The organism is Blautia luti (assembly GCF_013304735.1).
Classification (GTDB): domain Bacteria; phylum Bacillota; class Clostridia; order Lachnospirales; family Lachnospiraceae; genus Blautia_A.
Window position 1 is genome coordinate 43863 of record NZ_JAAITI010000019.1, and the last position, 21841, is coordinate 65703.

Genomic DNA, 21841 nt, shown 5'->3' on the forward strand with positions numbered 1-21841 from the left:
GCTATGAAAGATCTGACAAAGGGAAAACCTTCCGCTTTGATTCTTTCTTTTGCACTTCCGGTGTTTCTGGGGAATCTTTTGCAGCTGACGTACAGCCTTGTGGATACCAGGATTGTGGGAACTTTTCTTAAGGAAGATGCGTTGGCGGCGGTGGGAGCAACCAGTGCTTTAAGTGGACTGATTATCGGGTTTCTGCTGGGCCTTGCAAATGGTTTTGCCATTATTACCGCACAGAAATTTGGTGCCGGAAAGAAGGAAAGCGTGCGAAAATCTTTCGCCTTGTCTCTGATGATGGGAAGCGCAATTGCATTACTTCTGACAGTTATAGGACTTCTGTTTCTACACCCGATCCTTACATTCTTAAATGTGCCGGAGCATCTGGTAAATATGGCTGCACAGTATATTTTTATTATTATTGCCGGTATGCTGGCAACATTTCTTTACGATGCTTGTGCTGCGTCGTTGCGTGCGTTGGGAGATACGGTTACGCCGTTAATGATCCTGGCGGTATCTGTGGCTTTAAATATTGCAGGAGATCTGTTTTTTATACGGGTAGTGAAGGCAGGAGTCCGGGGAGCGGCCATTGCCACGGTGCTTTCACAGGTACTGGCATTTCTGGTGTGCTGGTTTTATATGGTTCGCAGATATGAGATTCTTCGGCTGAAGAGAGAGGATTTTGTAAAGCCGGATAAATCCATGATGAAAAATATGCTGAGTGCAGGATTGTCCATGGGATTTATGAGTTCTCTTGTAAATCTTGGAACGCTTGCTTTACAGACATCCATCAACCGTCTGGGAAGAGATATTATCGTGGCACATACGGCAGCGCGGAAAATTACCGAAATGTTTATGATCATGTTCAGCGTGTTCGGCCAGACCATGGCAACGTTCTGTGGACAGAATGCAGGAGCAGGGAGAATGGACCGTGTGCGAAAAGGAATCGGCCTTGCGATTATGTATACCTGTATCTGGTCGGTATTTGCCGCAATTTTAAGTTTTACCATAGGAAAACATCTGGTTTATCTGGTTACCGGAAGCCGGAATGAAACAGTAATTCTTAATGCAACCAATTATCTGAAATTTGATACGCTTTTTTATTTTGTGACTGCTGTGATCAGCATGCTGCGTAATTCCATGCAGGGCCTGGGGGAATATGTGATTCCATTGGTTTCCAGTTCTCTGGAAATGATTGAAAAAGTTATCATTGCGATGACGCTGGTGCCGCTTCTGGGGTATACCGGTGTGATTGTGGCAGAGCCCATTGTATGGTTTATTATGGTAATTCCGCTGATTATAAAAATTTTCCGGATGCCGGTATTTGAGAAAAAAACAGTATAACAGTATAAAAAAGCACGCTGCCTGGAAATCCAAAAGCAGCGTGCTTTTTAACACTTTGAAATTATTTGTAGTTACATATTTGTAGCGGCTTCTTTGGCGCTTTCTTTTTCAGGGAAAATATGTCTGAAAATAAAACGTACAATAGGACCTGCGTAGATCAGCTGCCAGAAAAAGGCTGCCGGGAAATTCATAAAAGTTGTCTGAAGCCAGACAGCAATAAACTGATTTCCTGCATGTTTAAAGAAAAGAGTTGCAAAAAAGCTCATCAGCGGACACATGAAAGCAATGGAAGCAACAGAGATTGCAAGGATCATGCTGAACGGATGACAGCTGCGGAAATCTACCATGCGGTTTGCGCAGGCAAAAGCAAGTTTGGATACAAGGAAGAAATCAAGAACAAAGGCGATCGGTCCCATAAAAGTAAGCTCACGAAAAGCAGAGAGGAACACGCTATTTGTCATTGCTCCGGTGTTCAGTACGATGTTGTAACAGATCATGGCGTAAACCATGAAAAATACCATGATGATAGTAAAAATGACTTCCTGAAATTTGTTTTTTGGCATAAAAAATCCTCCTTTAAAATGATTAAGTGATAATGTAAAACCTTAGAGCATGTGTTGTTCGTTAATCATTCAGGAGAATGTGCGTTTCCAATATATGACAGGATTTTGTCATAAACCATATTCAGTTTTTATTCCGGCGGTTATATTAGCATAATCAACAAAGCCTTGTCAATATGTAGTTGAGAAAAAATAAACAATAACCCCTCTTGACCACGAAAGTTAGATATAGTAAACTCATATACGGTTAGTAGGTTCTAACTATTGCGTAAATAATTGTGGCGGGCCGCAATCCCCTGACAAAAAGCGGCCCGGGCAAAATTTACGGACAGGGCGAAAAGGCCAGACAGGAGGATAAATATCAAATGGAATATTTAGAGATCGAGAAAGTCATTGGAAGAGAGATCATTGATTCAAGAGGAAATCCGACCGTAGAGGCGGAAGTTTATCTGGCAGATGGAACTATCGGAAGAGGAGCAGCACCGAGCGGAGCATCCACAGGAGAATTCGAAGCACTTGAGCTGAGAGATCAGGATAAAAGCCGTTTCGGAGGAAAAGGTGTTTCCAAAGCCGTTGAAAATATCAATACTGTAATCAACGATGCACTGACAGGAATGGATGCATCTGACATTTATGCTGTAGACGCTGCTATGATTAAGGCAGACGGAACAAAGGACAAATCCAAACTTGGTGCAAACGCTATCCTTGCGGTATCTATCGCATGCGCCCGTGCGGCAGCGATTTCCCTTGACATTCCGCTTTACAGATTCCTTGGCGGCGTGAACGGAAACAGACTTCCGGTTCCGATGATGAACATCTTAAATGGTGGAGCACATGCTGCAAATACTGTAGATGTTCAGGAGTTCATGATCATGCCGACAGGAGCACCAAGCTTCAAAGAGGGACTTCGCTGGTGCACAGAGGTATTCCACGCACTTGCTGCACTTCTCAAAGAGAAAGGTCTTGCAACAAGCGTTGGTGATGAGGGCGGCTTTGCGCCGGATCTTGGAAGTGACGAGGAAGCCATCGAGTACATTCTTGAGGCAGTAAAGAAAGCAGGATACGAGCCTGGAAAAGATTTCGTACTTGCTATGGATGCTGCATCCAGTGAGTGGAAAGGAAGCCAGAAAGGTGAGTATGTCCTTCCGAAATGCGGAAAGAAATTTACATCTGCCCAGCTTGTGGAACACTGGAAGAACCTGATTGAGAAATACCCGATCTACTCCATCGAGGACGGCCTTGACGAGGAAGACTGGGAAGGATGGCAGATCATGACAAAAGAGCTGGGTGGAAAAGTACAGCTTGTAGGTGATGACCTGTTTGTTACAAATACCGAGCGCCTTGAAAAAGGTATCAGCCTTGGATGCGGAAATTCCATCCTGATCAAACTGAATCAGATCGGCTCTGTATCCGAGACTCTGGAAGCAATCAAAATGGCACATAAAGCAGGCTATACTGCAATCTCATCTCATCGTTCCGGTGAGACAGAAGATACAACTATTGCAGATCTTGCGGTAGCATTAAATACCTGCCAGATCAAGACCGGAGCGCCGTCCAGAAGTGAGCGTGTTGCAAAATACAATCAGCTTCTCCGAATTGAAGAAGAACTTGGGGATGCAGCGGTATACCCGGGATTCCAGGCATTCAACATTAAGAGATAAAGGAACTTTCATATAAAATTAGCCAAGAGTACATCGGGGCCGGAACAGATTTTTTCTGTACCGGCCCCGGTTTTTGGGCAAAAATAATGTTGCCAGATTTGTAAAAATGGTATATTATGTTTAACAGCCGCGTGAAACAAATAAAAAATTTAATATTGGAGATGCTATGAAAGAATACGTAAATACTTTTTTACATTACAGGTTCCTTCTGGGAGAGCTTGTAAAAAAAGGAATTAAGTTGAAATACCGACGTTCCTATCTTGGTATTGTCTGGTCGCTTTTGGAACCGTTGCTTACTATGATTGTACTGACTATCGTATTTGGTACTCTGTTTGGAAATAAGGATCGGACGTTTCCTGTATATATTCTTACCGGTCGTTTGCTGTACAGCTATTTTTCAAATTCAACGTCACGTGCGCTGAAATCAGTCAGAGCGAATGCGGGAATGATCAAAAAAGTATATGTACCGAAGTATATCTATCCATTATCCAGTGTACTTTATAACTACGTGATTTTTCTGATTTCATTGATTGTGCTTGCGATCGTAAGCGTTGTGCTTGGAATTCAGCCAACTATTTATATGTTCCAGATACCGATCGCGTTGATACTGGTGCTTTTACTTTCTTATGGAATCGGAATGATTCTTGCGACAATTGGAGTCTTTTTCAGGGATATGGAGTATTTGTGGTCAGTAGCACTGATGATCATTATGTATACTTGTGCAATTTTCTATTATCCGTCCAGACTTTTGAAGAGTGGTTTTGCATGGATACTGAAATTCAATCCATTGTATTGCACAATCAGTATTTTTCGTTCTGCCATGTTTGGAGAAATGATGAATATCCATTATTTTGTATATGCGCTGGGCTTTAGCTTGGTGACAATTCTGGTTGGAATGATCTGTTTTAAGAAAAAACAGGATGAATTTATACTTTATATATAATTGCGGATTTACAGGAGAGAAAAATGGGAAAACCGGCAGTTGTAGTAGACAATGTAAGTATGAAATTTAATCTCAGTAAAGAGAAGGTTGATAACCTGAAAGACTATCTGATTAAATTCATAAAGAAAGAAATTAAATATAATGAATTCTGGGCTCTTCAGAATGTGAAGTTTGAAGTGGAAAAGGGAGACCGTGTTGGCATCCTGGGACTGAACGGAGCCGGAAAAAGTACTCTGCTTAAAGTAATTGCAGGCGTATTTAAACCTACAGAAGGTAAAGTTATCAAAAATGGAAGACTGGTTCCGCTTCTTGAGCTTGGAGCTGGCTTTGAGTCACAGTATACCGGCCGTGAGAATATCTATCTTTACGGAGCAATGCTTGGATATTCCAAGAAGTTTATTGAAGAAAAATTTGATGAGATCGTTGAATTTTCAGAACTGAAGGAATTTATTGATGTACCGATCAAGAACTATTCTTCCGGTATGAAAGCGAGACTTGGATTTTCCATCGCGACACTGGTGTCACCGGATATCCTGATCCTGGATGAGGTACTTTCCGTAGGAGATGCCAAATTCAGGAAAAAGAGTGAGAAAAAAGTTCTCAGTATGTTTGACAAAGGTGTCACCGTTCTGTTTGTCTCACATTCCCTGCAGCAGGTACAGCGCCTCTGTAATAAAGCGATGATCCTTGAAAAAGGAAAACTGATCGCATATGGTGATATTGATGAGATTTCTGAACAGTATGAAAGAATGATCGATTAACAGAAACAGGAAAGCTCAGGCGGATGCCTGAAAAAATGGCGATAGCCAGACGATTTGCGGAAATAATGCAAATGTCTGGCTATTGTGTTATTATACTATGGAAGAACAGGGAGGTAAAAAATGACATTACAGCAGATTCTTGAAGAAGTAAAGAACGGCCAGCTCTCTGTGGAACATGCAGAGAACCTTCTGAAAAAAGAAGGCTATGAGGAGATGGATTACGCAAAGCTGGATACCACTCGGAAAGAACGGACCGGTTTTGCAGAAGTGGTTTACTGTGCAAGAAAAGCCGATGAACATCTTTTGAATATTTATCAGAAACTTTATGAGGAAGACGGAGAAGTATTTGGAACAAGGGCGTCTAGACATCAGTATGAACTGGTGAAAAGCATTCTTCCCCAGGTAGTTTATGATCCTGTCTCCGGGATTTTGAAGATTGAAAAAGAAAAGGAACATATCGGAAAAGTGGCTGTATGCACAGCCGGGACTGCAGATATTTCTGTTGCGGAGGAGGCAGCTCAGACTGCAGAGTATTTTGGTACCCACGTAGATCGGATTTATGATGTGGGAGTCAGTGGCATGCACAGACTTTTTTCCAGACTGGATACCATCCAGGAGGCTAACTGCGTGGTTGCCGTAGCAGGAATGGAGGGCGCACTGGCAAGCGTGATGGGCGGACTTGTGAAACGTCCGGTGATTGCGGTTCCTACTTCGGTGGGATATGGTGCCAGCTTCCATGGTCTGTCAGCGCTTCTGACCATGATCAATTCCTGTGCCAACGGAATTGCGGTAGTAAATATTGACAACGGATATGGAGCCGGATATCTGGCAACACAGATCAACTGGCTTGCGGAGGGAAAATAGATGAAAAACAAATTATATCTGGAGTGTACCTCCGGGATCAGCGGAGATATGACAGTTGCGGCACTTCTGGATCTTGGCGCAGATCAGAAAAAACTGGAGAGAGCTCTTAAAAGCCTTCCGGTAAAAGGCTTCGACATAAAGATCAGCCGTGTGGTAAAATCCGGGATCGATGCCTGTGATTTTGATGTACTGCTGGATCAGGAACATGAGAATTACGACCATGATATGGAATATCTCCATGGACATTCTCACAGTCATGCTCATGAGGAGCATCATCATCAACATAGTCATGAAGCCCTGGAAGCTCATGAGCACACCCATTCTCATGAACATCATGTACATACAGAAACGGTGCATTCCCACCACGGTCACCATCACCACGAACACCGTGGCCTTAATGAGATCATGGAGATCATTGACCATGCAGATATGACAGACCGTGCGAGATCCTATGCGAAAAAAATCTTTACCATTCTGGCCCATGCGGAGGCGAAAGCCCATAATGTACCGGAAGATATGGTGCATTTTCACGAAGTAGGAGCGGTGGATTCCATTGTGGACATTCTTTCCGTTGCAATCTGTATGGATGATCTGGATGTGGAGGAAGTGATCGTTCCGAGACTCTGTGAGGGAAGCGGAACCATCCGCTGCCAGCATGGGATCCTTCCGGTACCGGTACCGGCAGTAAGCAACATTGTAAGTGCCCATCATCTGAAACTGCATATCACACCGGTACAGGGTGAACTGGTAACCCCTACCGGAGCGGCTGTCGTGGCAGCATTCCTTACATCAGAAAAACTGCCAGAAGATTTCACAGTGGAAAAGATCGGCATCGGAGCAGGCAAGCGCCAGTACGAATGCCCGGGAATCCTCCGGGCCATGCTGATCCGGGAATCCGGGGATGTTTCGGGAGCGGATGTTTCCACAGAAACAGATACCATCGTGAAACTGGAATCCAACATAGATGACTGTACGGGAGAAACTCTCGGTTATGTTATGGAACGTCTGTATGAGGCAGGAGCCAGAGAAGCCAATTACATGCCTGTATTTATGAAGAAAAACCGTCCGGCGTGGCTGCTTACGGTTCTCTGTAAGAGGGAACAAGTTCCGACAATGGAGCAGATCATTTTCAGAGAAACCACAACCATCGGGATCCGCCGTCAGGAGATGGAACGGACCATTCTGAAAAGGGAAAAAAGAACGGTTACCACTCCTCTTGGAGAGGTGGAAGTAAAGGTCTGCACTTTTGATGGACAGGAATATTTTTATCCGGAATATGAAAGTGTAAAAAAACTCTGTGAAAAAACGGGAATTTCCTATAAAGAAGCATACCATATGGCTGTCCGGGGATGAGGTCAACATGTCTGTCCACGGATAATGGGGGCTTACATATTGACACATTTTCAAAAAAACTATATAAATGTATATAGAGCGATTATTGCCGGACAGAGAATCTGGCAGTGACACAGTAAGGCAGAAGCAGGAGAAGGATTTATGGCGGTAACGATACAGCAGATTGCAGAACGGGCAGGGGTTTCCAGAGGAACCGTAGACAGAGCATTAAATCACAGGGGACGGATCAATCCGGAGGTGGCAGAGAAGATCTGTCGTCTGGCGGACGAGATGGGATACGTACAGAAAGAGCGGAAACGTTCCAGAACAGCTAAAGACGAAAGACTGAAGATCGGAGTGGTAACACAGCTTGCCAGATCTTCTTTTATGCAGGAAGTGAACCGTGGCATTGAGAAGGCTGCCCAGGAACTGAAAGAAAAAGGAATCCAGCTGATCCTGAAAGAAGGCCTTTCCGTAGATGAGGACGAACAGCTTCAAGCCATTGAAGAACTGGAACAGGAAGGGATCCGTGGCCTTGCGGTGATGCCGGTAGACAGTGAGGCTGTCCGGGAAAAACTGAATGCACTCATCGAAGAGAAAAATATTCCTGTGGTAACCTTTAACTCGGATATTGTGGGGACAAGAAGAGCCTGCTTTGTGGGAATGGATAACCGTAAGAGCGGACGTACCGCAGCGGGTCTCTTGGGAATGATGACAAGAGGAAGCGGAAAGATCCTCATCATTACCGGATATTTCAGCAACCATGTTGACAATCAGCGCGTGGATGGTTTCGTGGAGGAAGCCAAGAGGGCATTTCCACATCTGGAGATTGCCGGAGTTCATGGAAGTTTCGATGAGGCATCGGAAGTGGAACATATTATCGAGAATGCCATGATGAGTACTTCCGGGATTAGCGGGATCCTGGTGGTATCTGGTGGTCAGGCAGGTGTGGGGAAAGCGTTTGATAAGCTCAGGCTGGACCGTCGCCCGTATGTTGTGATCTATGACCAGACACCAAAGAATGAGAAAGCACTTAAAAATGATTCCGTGGATTTCCTCATCGATCAGAACGGATATGTCCAGGGCTATGAACCGCCAAGGATCCTGGCAGATATCCTGACCAAAGGGCAGGAACCGGAACGGGAATTTCTTTTTACAGATATCAAGATCAAAACCAAATATAATCTGTGATCAGGCCGGTGGGCGAAAGATCACACAGAAAAATAAGAAAGTCTGCAGGATGGAAACATGCAGGCTTTTTTTATGGAAAGAATCTTCCTTGTTATGAAAAATATACATTCAAAAAGCGTGCTATATGCGTGCTGAAATACAAAGCACGTAAAAGCACATGGTAACAATAGCCACTTTCACCAAAATAAAACCATAGAAATTGTACAGAATAACAGAAAACAAAGAAAATGAAAAGAAGTACTTGCTCAATTTGAAAAAGAGTGCTATATTAACACCATAAGGAACACGCAAGAAAGCACGCTAGACGAAAAGAAAAGCACGCAAAACAAAAAAGCACACAAAAAAGAAGTAAAAAATAAACCATCAAACAAACGGAGGTAAGATCATGAAGTATATCGAATTTGATGAATCCAGACCAATGGACCTGGTACTCCTTGGAAGAGTTGCCATTGATTTCAACCCTGCTTACAACGATCAGGTGAAAGAAGAGTTCAAACCCCTGAAGAAAGTACATATGTTTGAGAAATTCGTAGGAGGATCTCCTGCAAACATCGCTGTAGGTGTTACCAAACATGGTCTGAAAGCAGGATTCATCGGAAAGGTTTCTGACGATCAGTTTGGTGAGTATGTAGTGGATTATTTCAATGAGAGAGGAATCGATACCTCACAGATCACAAAGTGCACAAACGGAGAGAAACTGGGACTTACCTTTACCGAGATGCTTTCTCCGAAGGAAAGCAGCATCCTGATGTACCGTAACCGCATCGCAGACCTGCAGCTTCATGTAGATGATATCCATGAGGACTACATCAAAAACGCAAAAGCAATTCTCATTTCCGGAACAGCTCTTGCAGAGAGCCCGTCCAGAGAAGCAGCCATCAAAGCAGTTATGCTTGCAAAGAAAGTAAATACAAAGATCATCTTTGATATTGATTACAGAGAATACAACTGGAAGAACGCAGATGAGATTTCCATCTACTATTCCATCGTAGCCAAGGAAGCCGACATCATCATGGGCTCCAGAGAAGAGTTTGACCTTACAGAGAAGCTGATCAAAGAAGGCATGACCGATGAGGAGAGTGCAGCTTACTGGCAGTCAAAGAATGCAAAGATCGTTGTGATCAAACATGGTATGAAAGGCTCCACAGCATACACAGTTGACGGACAGAAATTCAGCATCAAGCCATTCCCGGTTGAGGCAAGAAAAGGTTTCGGCGGCGGTGACGGATACGGCTCCGGATTCCTGTATGGACTGTATCAGGGATGGGAGATCATCGACTGCCTGGAGTTCGGTTCTGCAGAGGCATCCATGATGGTTAAGAGTAACAACTGCTCCGACTCCCTTCCAGGACCGGATGAAGTTCACGCATTCATTAAAGAAGAAAAAGAAAAATTCGGCGAAATGATCGCAAGAGTATAAAGAAAAGGAGTGGAAAAAATGGCAAAGACAGTAAGAATGACAACTGCACAGGCAATTGTAAAATTCCTGGATAATCAGTACGTTTCCATGGACGGAGTGGAGACAAAATTTGTAGAAGGCTTTTTCACAATCTTCGGACACGGCATTGCCGTAGGACTTGGTGAGGCACTGGATACCAACCCGGGCCAGTTAAAGGTTCTTCAGGGAAGAAACGAGCAGGGCATGTGCCACGTTGCAACCGCTTTTGCAAAACAGAGCAACCGTAAGAAAATTATCGCATGTGCATCTTCCATCGGACCTGGAGCTGCAAACATGGTAACCGCATGTGCGACAGCTACAGTAAACAACATTCCGCTTCTTGTATTCCCGGCAGATACTTTTGCATCTCGCCAGCCTGATCCGGTTCTTCAGCAGCTGGAGCAGAGCAGCAGCCTTGCCATCAGCACAAACGATGCATTTAAACCAGTTTGCAAATACTGGGACAGAATCACAAGACCGGAGATGGTTATGACAGCTCTTATTAACGCAATGAGAGTTCTTACAGATCCGGCTGAGACAGGTGCATGCTGTATCGCGCTTTGCCAGGATGTTGAGGGTGAGTCCTTTGACTTCCCGGAGTACTTCTTTAAGAAGAGAGTACACAGAATCACAAGACCGGTTGCAGTAGATGAAGAGCTTGAGGATGTAGCAGAGATCATCGCAGGAGCTAAGAAACCGCTTATCGTTGTTGGTGGTGGTGTTCGTTACTCAGAAGCAGGAGAAACCGTTGAGAAATTCTGTGAGGAGTTCAAGATCCCGTTTGGCGAAACACAGGCCGGAAAGAGTGCCTGCCAGTCCAGCAATCCATACTGCCTTGGCGGCATCGGCGTAACAGGAACCTACGCTTCCAATATCATCGGTAAAGACGCAGACGTGGTAATCTCTATCGGTTCCAGAATGTCTGACTTTACAACAAGCTCCAAGCATCTGTTCCAGAACGAGGATGTTCAGTTCGTAAGCATCAACAACTGCAGATTCCACGCATACAAGATGGATGCAGTAAAAGCAGTGGGTGATGCAAAAGCTACCGTAGAAGCACTTGCAGAGAAACTTCGTGCAAGAGGATATAAATCCGCATACACAGATGAGATCGAGAAAGCAAAAGCTGCATGGGATAAAGAGATGGAGCGTCTCGGAAGCATTGAGTACACAGGAGATGACTTTGAGCCGTTAATCAAGGCAAGAGATCCTCGTACCATTCCGGAGTATGTAAAACTTACAAACGGAAAGATTACACAGACAGCAGCACTTGCAGCTATTAACAGAACCATCGACAAAGATGCAACCATCATCACAGCAGGCGGTTCTCTTCCAAGCTGTATGCAGCGTATGTGGAGAACAGACAAACGTGGCGGATATCATGCAGAGTACGGATATTCCTGCATGGGATACGAAGTTGCCGCTACCCTTGGTGTTAAATTTGCAGAGCCGGATAATGAAGTATACTGCGTGGTTGGTGATTCCAGCTTCCAGATGCTCCACAGTGAGATCATGACTATCATGCAGGAGAGACAGAAAGTCAACATCATGGTATTTGATAACTGCGGATTTGGCTGCATCAACAACCTTGAGATGAACCACGGAATCGGAAGCCTTGCAACAGAGTTCCGTTACACAGACGGCAAGAAACCGACCGGAGATCTGATCCCTGTAGATTATGCAAAAGTCGGCGAAGGCTATGGCCTGAAGACTTATACCTGCCGCACCATCCAGGAGCTTGTTGACGCTCTGGAAGATGCCAAGAAACAGGATGTTGCATGCCTCTTTGATCTGAAAGTTATCCCGAAGACCATGACAGATGGATATGAGTCCTGGTGGGATGTAGGAATTGCAACAACATCTGAGAAAGAAAGCGTAAGAAAGGCCTGCGAGGGAGTTATGAAAGGCCGTGAAGAGGCAAGACTGTACTAATCTGGGAGGTAAGAAAATGAGTAAAGTATTTGGTTATCCGGAATATGACGAAAAAGGCGAAAAGATTCTTACAACATACGATAATGAGTACAAGGCCATGATGATGGACATCCGTGTTTACCGTATGAAAGCAGGAGAGACAAGAACATTTTTAAGAGAGGGTGAGGAGACAGCAGTTCTCCTTCTCTCCGGAAACATTACTTATAAATGGAACGGAAACGAGGCGACAGCAACAAGAAAAGATGTGTTCACAGAAGGACCATGGTGCGTTCACGGATGCACAGGAACAGAGATCACAGTTGTGGCAAATGCAGAGTCACAGATCCTTGTTCAGTGCACAAAGAATGAAAAAGATTTCGGCGCAAAACTTTATAAACCGGAAGATGCTCCGTGGGGATATTCCTGTGTGGGCAAATTCGGAAATGTTGCAAAGAGAAGAGTAAACACGATTTTTGATCATGATATTTCACCAGAGTCCAACATGGTACTTGGTGAGGTCCTCAATGACAGAGGAAACTGGTCCGGATACCTGCCGCACAGACATCCGCAGCCTGAGACATACTTCTTCAAATTTGACCATCCGGAAGGATTCGGAGCAAGCTTTGTCGGTGATCAGGTATTTAAGAGTACAGACGAGAGCTTTTCCGCAATTCCGGGAGGAGAGCTTCATCCGCAGGCAGTTGCACCTGGATATCAGATGTACACATGCTGGATGATCCGCCACATTGACGGAAATCCGTGGCTGCAGACAGACCGCTGCGAGGATGAGAGATATACCTGGCTTCATGACGCCGAGTTTTAAGGATTCGGAGAAACAGATACTGAAACGTAAATAACAGGCAGCAGGAAGAGGAGAATGCTGCTGTCCGTGAGGAACGGACAGTGGCAGACCTGCTGCTATTATGAAAAAAATTGTACTGACTGAAGGGAGATTTTGACAATGGCAAGAGAATTTATTGTACCTGGAGAAATTATTTCCGGTTCCGGAGCACTGGATATGGCGGAAAACGCACTGAAACTCCTTGGTAAAAAAGCTCTGATCGTAACCGATAAAGTAATGATCGACCTGGGAAACTGTGCAAAAGTTGAGAAGGCGCTGACAAATCAGGGCATTGCATACAGCATTTATTCTGACATCTGTGGTGAGCCGACAGATACCATGATTGAAAAAGGCTTACAGATCTATAAAGATGAGAACTGTGACTTCCTGGTAGCTTTGGGAGGCGGAAGCCCCATTGACTCCATGAAAGCTATCGGATCACTGGTAGTAAATGGCGGAAGCATTTCCGATTACATGGGAAAAGTGATCGATGTAAAGATGCCGCCAATGGCAGCAATCCCTACTACAGCAGGAACGGGATCTGAGGCAACACAGTTCACGATCATCACAGATACTAAAAAAGACATCAAGATGCTTCTTAAAGGCAAAGTTCTCATGCCGGATCTTGCCATTATCGACCCGCAGTTTACTATGACTGCACCTCCAAAGATCACAGCAGCAACAGGCCTTGATGCACTTTGCCACTGTGTGGAGGCTTATACATCCAGAAAAGCACAGACACTTTCCGATACATTTGCGGTATCAGCAGTAAAGAGAATTTTCAAATATCTTCCAATTGCGTACAAAGACGGAAAGAACGAAGAAGCCCGTGTACAGATGTCAGTAGCAGCTCTGGAAGCAGGAATCGCATTCAACAATGCATCCGTTACCATTATCCACGGAATGAGCCGCCCGATCGGAGCTCTGTTCCATGTAGCGCACGGACTTTCCAATGCCATGCTTCTGAAAGAGTGCCTTACTTTCGCACTTCCTGGAGCATATGACAGATTTGGTGCCCTTGGCCGTGATATCGGTGTTGCTGACGCCTCCGATTCCGATCAGGAAGCAGCTGAGAAATTCCTGAAAGCAGTAGAGGCACTTGTAAATGAACTGGATACTCCGACTCTGGAGCAGTTCGGAATCAACAAAGAAGAATTCTTCAATGTAATTGATAAAATGGCACATGACGCTATGGACAGCGGAAGCCCGCAGAATACCATGCGTGACGTAACCGAAGAAGAAGTGAAAGAAATCTACAGAAAACTCTGGTAAAATGCACATGTAAATCCGAAATGCCAGATAAGAAAAGACTCCGGACCGGAGAAAAAGGCTCCGGAGTCTTTTTTTCCGTAGTAAAAACAGCGGCAGCTGCAAAAGAAAGGGAGGCATATCCTTCGTGAGAAAAAAATATATCTGTATTCTGGCGGCAGTTTTAAGTTTTTGCAGCCTTTCCGGATGCGGGCCCTCAGCAAAGAAAACAGAAGAGGAAAAGGTAACCATCGGTGTTGTCACAAAATCCAAAAGCAGCGAATACTGGCTGTCCGTCTGTGACGGAATGGAAGATGCGGCGGAAAAATATCATGCGGATGTGGTGATCCTGTCTCCGGATTCTGAGACAGAGGAAAAAGTCCAGAAAAATATGATCAGGGATCTTCTGAAAACAGATATCCAGGCGCTGGCGGTTTCCCCAATTGATTCTTATGAATGTGAAGAGTATGTGCAGCAGGCGAAGGAAAAAGGTATTTCCGTGTACGCCTGCGATACCCCCATAGAAGATGCAGATGTACCTTATATCGGAATTGACAATGAAAAACTGGGTTATGAGCTTGGCGAGCAGCTTGCCAGGGCCCTGGATCATAAGGGAAAGATCGGTGTGATCGCCGGTGATTTTAATCAGGCAGGGCATCGGATGCGTGTTAACGGATTTGAAAAATATATGGAAAAAGAACCCGGGATCACCATTGAAATGGTGCGAAACGGTTACAGCAATATGCAGGTTTCTCAGAAAGATGTGGATGAGATCCTCAAGAAGTATCCGGATCTTGACGGGATCATGACCACCAGTGCTGTGACGGCCCTGGGACTTGCGGAGGCAACGGAAGGGAGGGAAATCTCCATTGTTTCCGTAGATGCTCAGGAAGATGCTCTGAAAGCAGTTCAGGATGGACGTATCGTGGCCCTGGGTGCCCAGTCCGGTTATCAGATTGGTTACGAAACCATCCGGTATATTGTGAACGATCTGGAAGGAAAGAGAACCGGAGAGGATGAGATCCTGGATTCCCAGGTGCTTACCACGGAAAATATTGATGCATACATAAAAGAAGACAAATATGGTTCTTCTTAAAGTGCAAAGGCAGGAAGCAGAGCATCTTCATCCAAAAATAAAACACAAAACATAAAAATAGGACAAAAACAGGACACCGGGAAACCGGAAACAGGAGAACTTTGGCACAGATTTAACAGTCAGGCAAAAATAATACCGAAAAAACTAAAATTTCTCACACTTTGATAATCCCGTATTTTCGATAAAATAGAATCATCAAAAGGAAGTCGAAAACAAAAAACGAAAAGAAATGAAAGGGCGGGATAATAAGATGGAGAAGAAAAAACTTTCGGTATCAACGAGGCTGTGTTATGCTGGAGGAGATGTAGGATGTAATATCGTGTTCGGAATGATTGGAACACTGCTGACACTGTTTTACACAGATTATGTAGGGATCAGTGCAGCGACAGTCGGACTTGTCATGTTGCTTTCCAGATGCTTTGACGGATTTTCTGATCTGGTTATGGGTGTCATTGTAGAGCGTACCAATTCCAAATGGGGAAAATCAAGACCCTGGCTTCTGTGGATGAGTGTACCGTTTGCACTGTCAGCAGTACTGCTTTTTACAGTACCACACACAACAGGAATGCTTCAGTTTCTGTATCTGTTTGTAACTTATAATTTCTGTACAACAGTATGTTATACAGCGATCAACCTTCCATATGGAAGTCTTTCCACAATGATGATCCGTGAGTCATCGGAGAGAGATAAACTCAGTGTTATGAGAATGGGCCTTTCCCCTCTTGGCAGAATTATCGCTGCAACCTGTACACTGCCACTTGTAAAACTGGTTGGAAACGATCAGGCTGCATGGATCAAAGTTATGAGCGTCTGGGCAGTACTGGCACTGGTTCTTCTGCTTCTGTGCTTCTTCAAATGTGAAGAGAAAGTTCAGATCGAGGCAAGAAAGAAAGACGAGAAACTTCCGGTTCCTACAATGCTGAAAGCACTTTTTACAAACCAGTATTTCTGGGCAGTTATGCTTCTCTGGACAGTACAGAGCGTATCCTTTACGATCACAGGAACCATTCTTCCTTACTACTGCAAATATATCTTCAACAATGACACATGGATGTACAGCGCACTGTATCTTACAGAAACACTGGTACTGGTAGCAGGAATCTTCGTCTGCTCACCGTTAATTAAGAAATTCGGAAAAAGAAACATCGCATTTGTCGGCGGATTTATCGCACTTGGCGGACAGCTTCTGTTCTTCCTGAACCCATACAGCTTCGGATTCATGGTTATGAGCTGTGTTACACGTGCCATCGGACTTGCACCGTTAAACGCAGTTGTATTCAGTATGGTCGGTGATGTAGTAGAGTTCGGACAGTGGAAAAACCACATCCGTCAGGAAAGCCTGATCTTCGCAGGCGGTTCCATCGGAACAAAAGTTGGCGCGGGTCTTGCATCTGCAGTGATCACAGGACTTTTAAGCAGTTCCGGATATGTAAGTTCTTCCGCAGGAATGACAGCACAGCCGGAAACAGCACTGGAGATGATCGTTTCTCTTTACAAATTCGGACCGATCCTCATTGCAGCAGTGATCATCGTAACACTCTTCGGATACAAACTTGACAAGATGTATCCGTCGATCATGCAGGAGCTTACCGAGCGCGAGGCACACGGACAGTTATAAAGTTTATTGTAAAACATATATTCAACCACAAACAGGAAATCAGGCAGGGGTAAGATACTCCTGCTGTTTCCTGTGTTTATGAGGAAACAGCCAAAGCGGAAGAGATGTATCCGCTTTTACAGAAGGGAGGAGGTCTTGTGTTAAAAAGCATCCGGGCAAAGATCATGCTGGCGATTCTGACAGTTACCATGTTTACCGCCGGTTCTCTTACCGTGGTATTTTATCTCCGGGCTGCAGAGATGATCGAAGAAAATTATTCCGGGATCCTGTACGGACGGATGCAGCAGACTGTAAAAAATCTGGACGAATCCCTGAAAGAGATTTATTATGTGAATATGAAAACTGCCTGGGATGAGGATGTCCGGAATAATGCGGAGGAATATATCCGTACCGGGAATGAAAACAGCCTGGAAAATATAGCCGGGCTTCTCCGGGAATACAGCCGGGAATATAAAGATATCAACTCCCTTTACTTTGTTTTTCCAGACAAAAAAATGGCGGTGACATCGGAAGAGTTTCCGGTAAACAAACAAGGGATTAAAGGAGAGCGGATCGAAGAGCTGGAAGAAATACAGGAGAGGGATTCTTTTCCGGTCCTTGTGGAATCCCTGGTCCATGAAGGCAGCAGTTTTCTTTCGGTGATCCAGAAGGTGGAAGATGACAACGGAGAGGCATTGGGATATGTTGCGGCGGACATCAAGGAACGGGCCATTTATTATGAATATCTGGAAGCTGTCAATGATGAGAAGATCACCAGGATTCTGCTTGTGGATGGAAATAATGAGATTGTAACATCAGAAGATTACAGTGATCTTGGGAAAACATTTCCGGAGATTACAGACCATGATGTTCCAGGTGTGGAAGGATATATAGAAAAAAACGGTGTGATCTCCTTTTTCAGCAGAGGAAGTTTTTCAGACTGTGGGTTATACCTGGAAGTACCAAAAAAAGAAGTCCTAAGTGGACTTTCCCAGATGAGGCTTTTCCTGATCGGAATCTTCGGGGCTGTTTTTGTGGCAGCTGTGCTTCTGGCACTGTGGCTTTCCAGGGTGGTCTGCGGACCACTCCGGTCCATGACAGGTACCATTGAGAAGGTTGGTGAGGGAGACTTAAGCCTTCGCACAGAAGTGACCACTGCCGATGAGATCGGAACCCTGGGAAAAGAATTCAACCATATGCTGGATTACATCGAAGATCTGATCGCCCAGGTGATTGAGGAGGAACAGCAGAAAAAAGATGCGGAACTGGAAGCGCTGCAGTATCAGATCACACCGCATTTTATGTATAATACCCTGAATTCCATCAAGTTTGCCGCATTTTTAAAAGGGGAGAAAGAGCTGGCAGGCCTCATCGGAGATTTTGTGGAGCTTCTTCAGGCTAGCATCAACAAAAAAGGAAGTTTTCTCTCCGTTGCTGATGAGATCCATATCCTGAAAAACTATATCCATCTGCAGGATTTCCGTTATCAGGGGAGTTTTCAGGTGGAGTATGAGATTTCCGAGGAAGCATACCGGTGCTATATTCCAAGGCTGATTCTTCAGCCCCTTGTGGAGAACGCCCTTCTTCACGGGATTGACATCAAGCGGCAGACAGGAAAGATATGGATCAGCGGAAAAGTAAAGGAAGGAGAGCTGATCCTTATAGTAAAAGATAACGGAAGAGGAATGACAGAAGCACAGATCCGGGATCTTTTGGGAAGTCGTGCAAAAAAGACAAAGGGACTTTCCGCAGTGGGAGTTCCCAATGTAAAAGAACGACTGGAGCTTTATTATGGAGAAAAAGGTGGAATGAAATATGACAGCAGCAGTAATGGTACAATCGTTACTGTCTTTCTGCCAGCAATCTATGATATACCGGAAGAAGGGAGGAAAAGCTGATGTACAGAACACTGGTGGCAGATGATGATTTTCTGGTAAGGAGTTATCTGAAAACACTGGATTCCTGGGAAAAAGCTGGATACGAGATCGTGGATGATGCCGAGGACGGAGAGGAAGCCTACGGGTTTCTTCAGAAAGAAAAGATCGATGTTCTTGTGACGGATCTGACCATGCCTGTGATGGATGGCATTGAGTTGATCCGAAAGATCCGTGAGGAAAACAGGGATATCTATATTATCGTGCTCAGCTGTCATGATGATTTTGAATATGTAAAAGAGGCCATGCGCCTTGGCGCGGATGAATACGTACTGAAAAACAGTCTGGATGAGGACAGTCTCTATGATACCCTGGAAAAATCAGCCCGGCTGATTGAAAACCGCAGGAAAAAAAGCCAGGAACAGGCGCAGGCAAGAAAACTGATCCATCTGGGAAGCCATGCTCTAAAATATTATTTTTTCAACGGCCTGATCTCCGGGATGCTGAAAAACCAGGCACGTGAAGAAAAACGTGTGGAAGCCGGGATCGCCGGGAAATATTTTAACAGCGCTGTGATCTGTATGTTTATGGAAAGATGGGCGGAGCGGGAACGGCAGTGGACCCCGCTGGAAGTGGAACAGTATTCCCATCATTTCCGCCACAGGCTTTTGGAACGGACGGAAGAGCTCCTTGGAACAGAAAGCGAATTTACAGAAGTGATTTATCTTGGTGCAGGGATTTTCTGTTGTTTTCTGGATCTTTCCAGGGACTGCAGGACTTCAGCCATGCAGCAGAGGCTGACAGAGGTTGCGGCTATTTGCTACCGGCACTGCCAGGAGGATTTTTGCGATTTCGGCATCAGTGTCAGCAGTGTCTGCATGGGAGAGGAAGGAATCCGTCAGGCTTACCAGCAGGCCAGAGAAATGATGAAACTGCATTTTTATGAGAAAAAAGAGATCCTTTATTTTGAAGGCCGGAAGAAAGCGGACAGTGTTCTGCCGGAAAGTGCCGACATACTGGAAACACAGATTTCTGCCCTGAAAGCAGGAAAGGACAAAAAGAAGGCGGAAGAGCTCTGGGAGCAGGTCCTTACAGAATGTCAGAATCGTTATACGGACGGAAGGCTTCTTGTACAGTGGCTTAAGAAACTGAACCAGACAGCAGGCCTTGAAAAAGATCCAATCTGGTATGAAGAGATCGAAGATTTTGAAGAATTCCGGGAAAAAGGAAATTCCTGTATTTCGGAACTTTTTGCAGGAGGAGAGGATGTGGTTCCGGAGGGGATTTCTGCTGCTGTGAAAAAGGCGCTGGAGTTTATCCGGGAACATTATGAAGAGCAGATCAGCCTCCAGGATGCGGCAGATGCGGCGGAGGTGAATCCTGCCTATCTCAGTTATCTTTTCAAACAGGAGATGAAGATTGGTTTTTCCAATTATGTGCAGGAGCTTCGGATTGACTGTGCGAAGAAGCTTCTTTCCGGGACGAACTGCAGGGTGAAGGATGTGGCCCTGCGCTCCGGTTTCGGAGATTACCACTATTTTTCCAAGACATTTAAGAAGATCACAGGGATGAGCCCTGCGGAGTACCGGAAGGGTTCCGGCATATCATAGGGTATAGCAGAGAAGAGGAGCAAGAACATGGGTGTTACCATAAGACAGATTGCAGAGGCTGCTGGTGTTTCCAGAGGAACCGTTGACAGAGCATTGAATAACAGAGGGCGTATCAGGCCGGAAGTAGCAGAACGGGTCCGGCAGATCGCGGAGGAGATGGGGTATAAACCGAATCAGCTGGGCCGTGCCCTGTCCATGAGTAGAAATAATATCAAGATTGGCGTGATCCTTCAGGGTGCGGAGACTCCTTTTATGAAGGAAGTCATGAAGGGTGTTGAGGAGGCCAGGGCGGAAGTCGATAATCTGGGCGGCACGGTGCTGATCCATACCATTGAGCATCAAAGTGCAGAGGATGTTCTTTTTGCCATGGAAAAAATGCGGCAGGAAGAAGTCAGCGGTATTGCGATGGTTCCTCTTGAAGCCGAAGAGGTGAAAAAAGAGATCGACCGGTTTGTGGAAGAGTATCATATTCCGGTGGTGACTTTTACTTCCGATGTGGAGGATACGAAGCGGCTTTGTTTTGTGGGGCAGAATGGTGTGCAGTGTGGACGGGCGGCTGCGGGGCTTATGGGAGAACTTACCGGGGGAAAGGGGAAAGTTGCCATTATCTCTGGTTACAGGACCAATACTTCTCTTAGCAGTCGTGTGTCGGGGTTTCAGTCTGAGATGAGGAAAAAGTATCCGGGGATTGAGATCATTGGGCCGGAGTATTGTTTTGAGGAGAATGTGCGGGCCAGAGAGATTGCGGAGAAGATTTTTGAAGAGGTTCCGGATCTTGCGGGGATTTATCTTACTTCTCATGGTGAGGAGGGCGTTTGCCGGGCTATTGCAGAGGCTGGTAAGATGGGCCAGGTGAAGATGGTTGCTAATGATTTTATGGGGCGGAATTATGAATTGATGAGGAAAGGGTTTATTCATTTTCTGATTGGGCAGGATGCCAGGATACAGGGGTATGAGCCGGTGATGATTTTGTTTCGGCTGTTGTTTAATGGGGAGGAACCGGATAGGGAGAAGTTGTTTACGGAGATATATATAAGAAATGAGTATACGATTCCGGAGGGGAGACACTGAAATGGGGGTGTCTCCTTTTTTGTGCGGATGGACGGACCGGACGCCGTGGAAGGGGATGCTGTCTGGTCTGCGGCTTCGTCGGGGGCTGGCTTCTAGGGCGCCGGAATTCTGCTAAAACCGTTTTACAAAAGTCCGAACTCGCGGCCTGCTGCCGCTCAGACAGCGGACTTTTGTAAAACAACGCAGATTTCCGCCGCCCAAGAATCAGCTCCCCTCCTGCAGAAGCAGAGCCAGACAGCATCCCCTTCCACGGCTGGTGCATCCAGCGAGAAATAAGGTCGTTTGACGGATAGGTTGTGGGTCGTCAGCGCTTCGCTGGACGACTGCAAGGGCTGAGTTTGCGTTTGTCTGACGGGAGGGTGGCGGGCATCGGCGCTGCGCTGGATGCCTGGAGTTGGAGGGGCTGAGTTTGCGCTTGCGTGGCGGGAAGGTGGCGGGCATCGGCGCTGCGCTGGATGCCTGGAGTTGGAGGGGCTGAGTTTGCGCTTGCGTGGCGGGAAGGTGG

General features: G+C 45.5%; 17 protein-coding genes. 16 read left to right on the top strand and 1 reads right to left on the bottom strand.

The window, feature by feature from the left end:
* Window positions 1–3: 3 nt before the first annotated feature.
* Window positions 4–1338, top strand: coding sequence for an MATE family efflux transporter (locus G5B06_RS11310; RefSeq protein WP_173772071.1), 1335 nt, complete (start codon window positions 4–6; stop codon window positions 1336–1338).
* A gap of 71 nt (window positions 1339–1409) precedes the next feature.
* Here G5B06_RS11310 and G5B06_RS11315 read toward each other — a convergent pair whose 3' ends face one another.
* Entirely contained in the window at window positions 1410–1901 is a 492-nt protein-coding gene (locus G5B06_RS11315; protein ID WP_148446751.1) for a DUF2798 domain-containing protein, read from the bottom strand.
* A 362-nt stretch (window positions 1902–2263) separates the two neighbouring features.
* Here G5B06_RS11315 and eno point away from each other — a divergent pair, with 362 nt between their 5' ends.
* From eno to G5B06_RS11390, 15 genes are all read left to right on the top strand, one after another.
* Entirely contained in the window at window positions 2264–3559 is a 1296-nt protein-coding gene (eno, locus tag G5B06_RS11320; RefSeq protein WP_148446749.1) for a phosphopyruvate hydratase, read from the top strand.
* A gap of 166 nt (window positions 3560–3725) precedes the next feature.
* On the top strand, window positions 3726–4502 hold the full coding sequence (locus G5B06_RS11325; RefSeq protein WP_148446747.1) for an ABC transporter permease: 777 nt from the start codon (window positions 3726–3728) through the stop codon (window positions 4500–4502).
* Window positions 4503–4525: 23 nt separating this feature from the next.
* Window positions 4526–5263 (top strand): ABC transporter ATP-binding protein, encoded by a 738-nt coding sequence (locus tag G5B06_RS11330; protein ID WP_148446745.1) that lies wholly within the window; start codon window positions 4526–4528, stop codon window positions 5261–5263.
* Between the two features lie 120 nt (window positions 5264–5383).
* Window positions 5384–6127: a nickel pincer cofactor biosynthesis protein LarB gene (gene larB, locus G5B06_RS11335; RefSeq protein ID WP_148446743.1), complete on the top strand. Its 744-nt coding sequence runs from the start codon at window positions 5384–5386 to the stop codon at window positions 6125–6127.
* Entirely contained in the window at window positions 6128–7480 is a 1353-nt protein-coding gene (gene larC / locus G5B06_RS11340) for a nickel pincer cofactor biosynthesis protein LarC (RefSeq protein WP_173761919.1), read from the top strand.
* Between the two features lie 141 nt (window positions 7481–7621).
* The gene (locus tag G5B06_RS11345) at window positions 7622–8650 is read left to right on the top strand and encodes a LacI family DNA-binding transcriptional regulator (RefSeq protein ID WP_148446739.1); all 1029 of its coding nucleotides are present in this window, start codon (window positions 7622–7624) and stop codon (window positions 8648–8650) included.
* Between the two features lie 385 nt (window positions 8651–9035).
* On the top strand, window positions 9036–10070 hold the full coding sequence (gene iolC / locus G5B06_RS11350; RefSeq protein ID WP_173761920.1) for a 5-dehydro-2-deoxygluconokinase: 1035 nt from the start codon (window positions 9036–9038) through the stop codon (window positions 10068–10070).
* Between the two features lie 18 nt (window positions 10071–10088).
* Window positions 10089–12020 carry a 3D-(3,5/4)-trihydroxycyclohexane-1,2-dione acylhydrolase (decyclizing) gene (gene iolD / locus G5B06_RS11355; protein WP_148446735.1) on the top strand — a complete coding sequence of 644 codons (1932 nt, stop codon included), beginning with the start codon at window positions 10089–10091 and terminating at the stop codon, window positions 12018–12020.
* Window positions 12021–12036: 16 nt separating this feature from the next.
* Window positions 12037–12822 (top strand): 5-deoxy-glucuronate isomerase, encoded by a 786-nt coding sequence (locus G5B06_RS11360; protein ID WP_021976607.1) that lies wholly within the window; start codon window positions 12037–12039, stop codon window positions 12820–12822.
* Between the two features lie 138 nt (window positions 12823–12960).
* Window positions 12961–14112, top strand: a complete 1152-nt coding sequence (locus G5B06_RS11365) for an iron-containing alcohol dehydrogenase (RefSeq protein WP_173761921.1) — start codon at window positions 12961–12963, stop codon at window positions 14110–14112.
* Between the two features lie 124 nt (window positions 14113–14236).
* Window positions 14237–15184, top strand: a complete 948-nt coding sequence (locus G5B06_RS11370) for a substrate-binding domain-containing protein (RefSeq protein ID WP_173761922.1) — start codon at window positions 14237–14239, stop codon at window positions 15182–15184.
* A 250-nt stretch (window positions 15185–15434) separates the two neighbouring features.
* Entirely contained in the window at window positions 15435–16802 is a 1368-nt protein-coding gene (locus G5B06_RS11375; RefSeq protein ID WP_243278893.1) for an MFS transporter, read from the top strand.
* 137 nt (window positions 16803–16939) lie between these two features.
* Window positions 16940–18679 carry a cache domain-containing sensor histidine kinase gene (locus G5B06_RS11380; protein ID WP_148446728.1) on the top strand — a complete coding sequence of 580 codons (1740 nt, stop codon included), beginning with the start codon at window positions 16940–16942 and terminating at the stop codon, window positions 18677–18679.
* Window positions 18679–20265, top strand: a complete 1587-nt coding sequence (locus tag G5B06_RS11385; protein WP_148446726.1) for a response regulator transcription factor — start codon at window positions 18679–18681, stop codon at window positions 20263–20265. Before G5B06_RS11380 ends, G5B06_RS11385 begins: the two co-directional genes overlap by 1 nt.
* 27 nt (window positions 20266–20292) lie before the next feature.
* Window positions 20293–21336 carry a LacI family DNA-binding transcriptional regulator gene (locus G5B06_RS11390; protein ID WP_148446724.1) on the top strand — a complete coding sequence of 348 codons (1044 nt, stop codon included), beginning with the start codon at window positions 20293–20295 and terminating at the stop codon, window positions 21334–21336.
* Window positions 21337–21841 lie beyond the last annotated feature (505 nt).

What these genes read in the sequence shown, in the direction of transcription:
- larB (WP_148446743.1), top strand. Translation starts at nt 5,384, where the DNA reads ATGACATTACAGCAGATTCTTGAAGAAGTAAAGAACGGCCAGCTCTCT.
- larC (WP_173761919.1), top strand. Translation starts at nt 6,128, where the DNA reads ATGAAAAACAAATTATATCTGGAGTGTACCTCCGGGATCAGCGGAGAT.
- G5B06_RS11315 (WP_148446751.1), bottom strand. Translation starts at nt 1,901, where the DNA reads ATGCCAAAAAACAAATTTCAGGAAGTCATTTTTACTATCATCATGGTA.
- G5B06_RS11365 (WP_173761921.1), top strand. Translation starts at nt 12,961, where the DNA reads ATGGCAAGAGAATTTATTGTACCTGGAGAAATTATTTCCGGTTCCGGA.
- G5B06_RS11345 (WP_148446739.1), top strand. Translation starts at nt 7,622, where the DNA reads ATGGCGGTAACGATACAGCAGATTGCAGAACGGGCAGGGGTTTCCAGA.
- G5B06_RS11330 (WP_148446745.1), top strand. Translation starts at nt 4,526, where the DNA reads ATGGGAAAACCGGCAGTTGTAGTAGACAATGTAAGTATGAAATTTAAT.
- eno (WP_148446749.1), top strand. Translation starts at nt 2,264, where the DNA reads ATGGAATATTTAGAGATCGAGAAAGTCATTGGAAGAGAGATCATTGAT.
- G5B06_RS11385 (WP_148446726.1), top strand. Translation starts at nt 18,679, where the DNA reads ATGTACAGAACACTGGTGGCAGATGATGATTTTCTGGTAAGGAGTTAT.
- G5B06_RS11325 (WP_148446747.1), top strand. Translation starts at nt 3,726, where the DNA reads ATGAAAGAATACGTAAATACTTTTTTACATTACAGGTTCCTTCTGGGA.
- G5B06_RS11310 (WP_173772071.1), top strand. Translation starts at nt 4, where the DNA reads ATGAAAGATCTGACAAAGGGAAAACCTTCCGCTTTGATTCTTTCTTTT.
- G5B06_RS11375 (WP_243278893.1), top strand. Translation starts at nt 15,435, where the DNA reads ATGGAGAAGAAAAAACTTTCGGTATCAACGAGGCTGTGTTATGCTGGA.
- iolC (WP_173761920.1), top strand. Translation starts at nt 9,036, where the DNA reads ATGAAGTATATCGAATTTGATGAATCCAGACCAATGGACCTGGTACTC.
- iolD (WP_148446735.1), top strand. Translation starts at nt 10,089, where the DNA reads ATGGCAAAGACAGTAAGAATGACAACTGCACAGGCAATTGTAAAATTC.
- G5B06_RS11390 (WP_148446724.1), top strand. Translation starts at nt 20,293, where the DNA reads ATGGGTGTTACCATAAGACAGATTGCAGAGGCTGCTGGTGTTTCCAGA.
- G5B06_RS11360 (WP_021976607.1), top strand. Translation starts at nt 12,037, where the DNA reads ATGAGTAAAGTATTTGGTTATCCGGAATATGACGAAAAAGGCGAAAAG.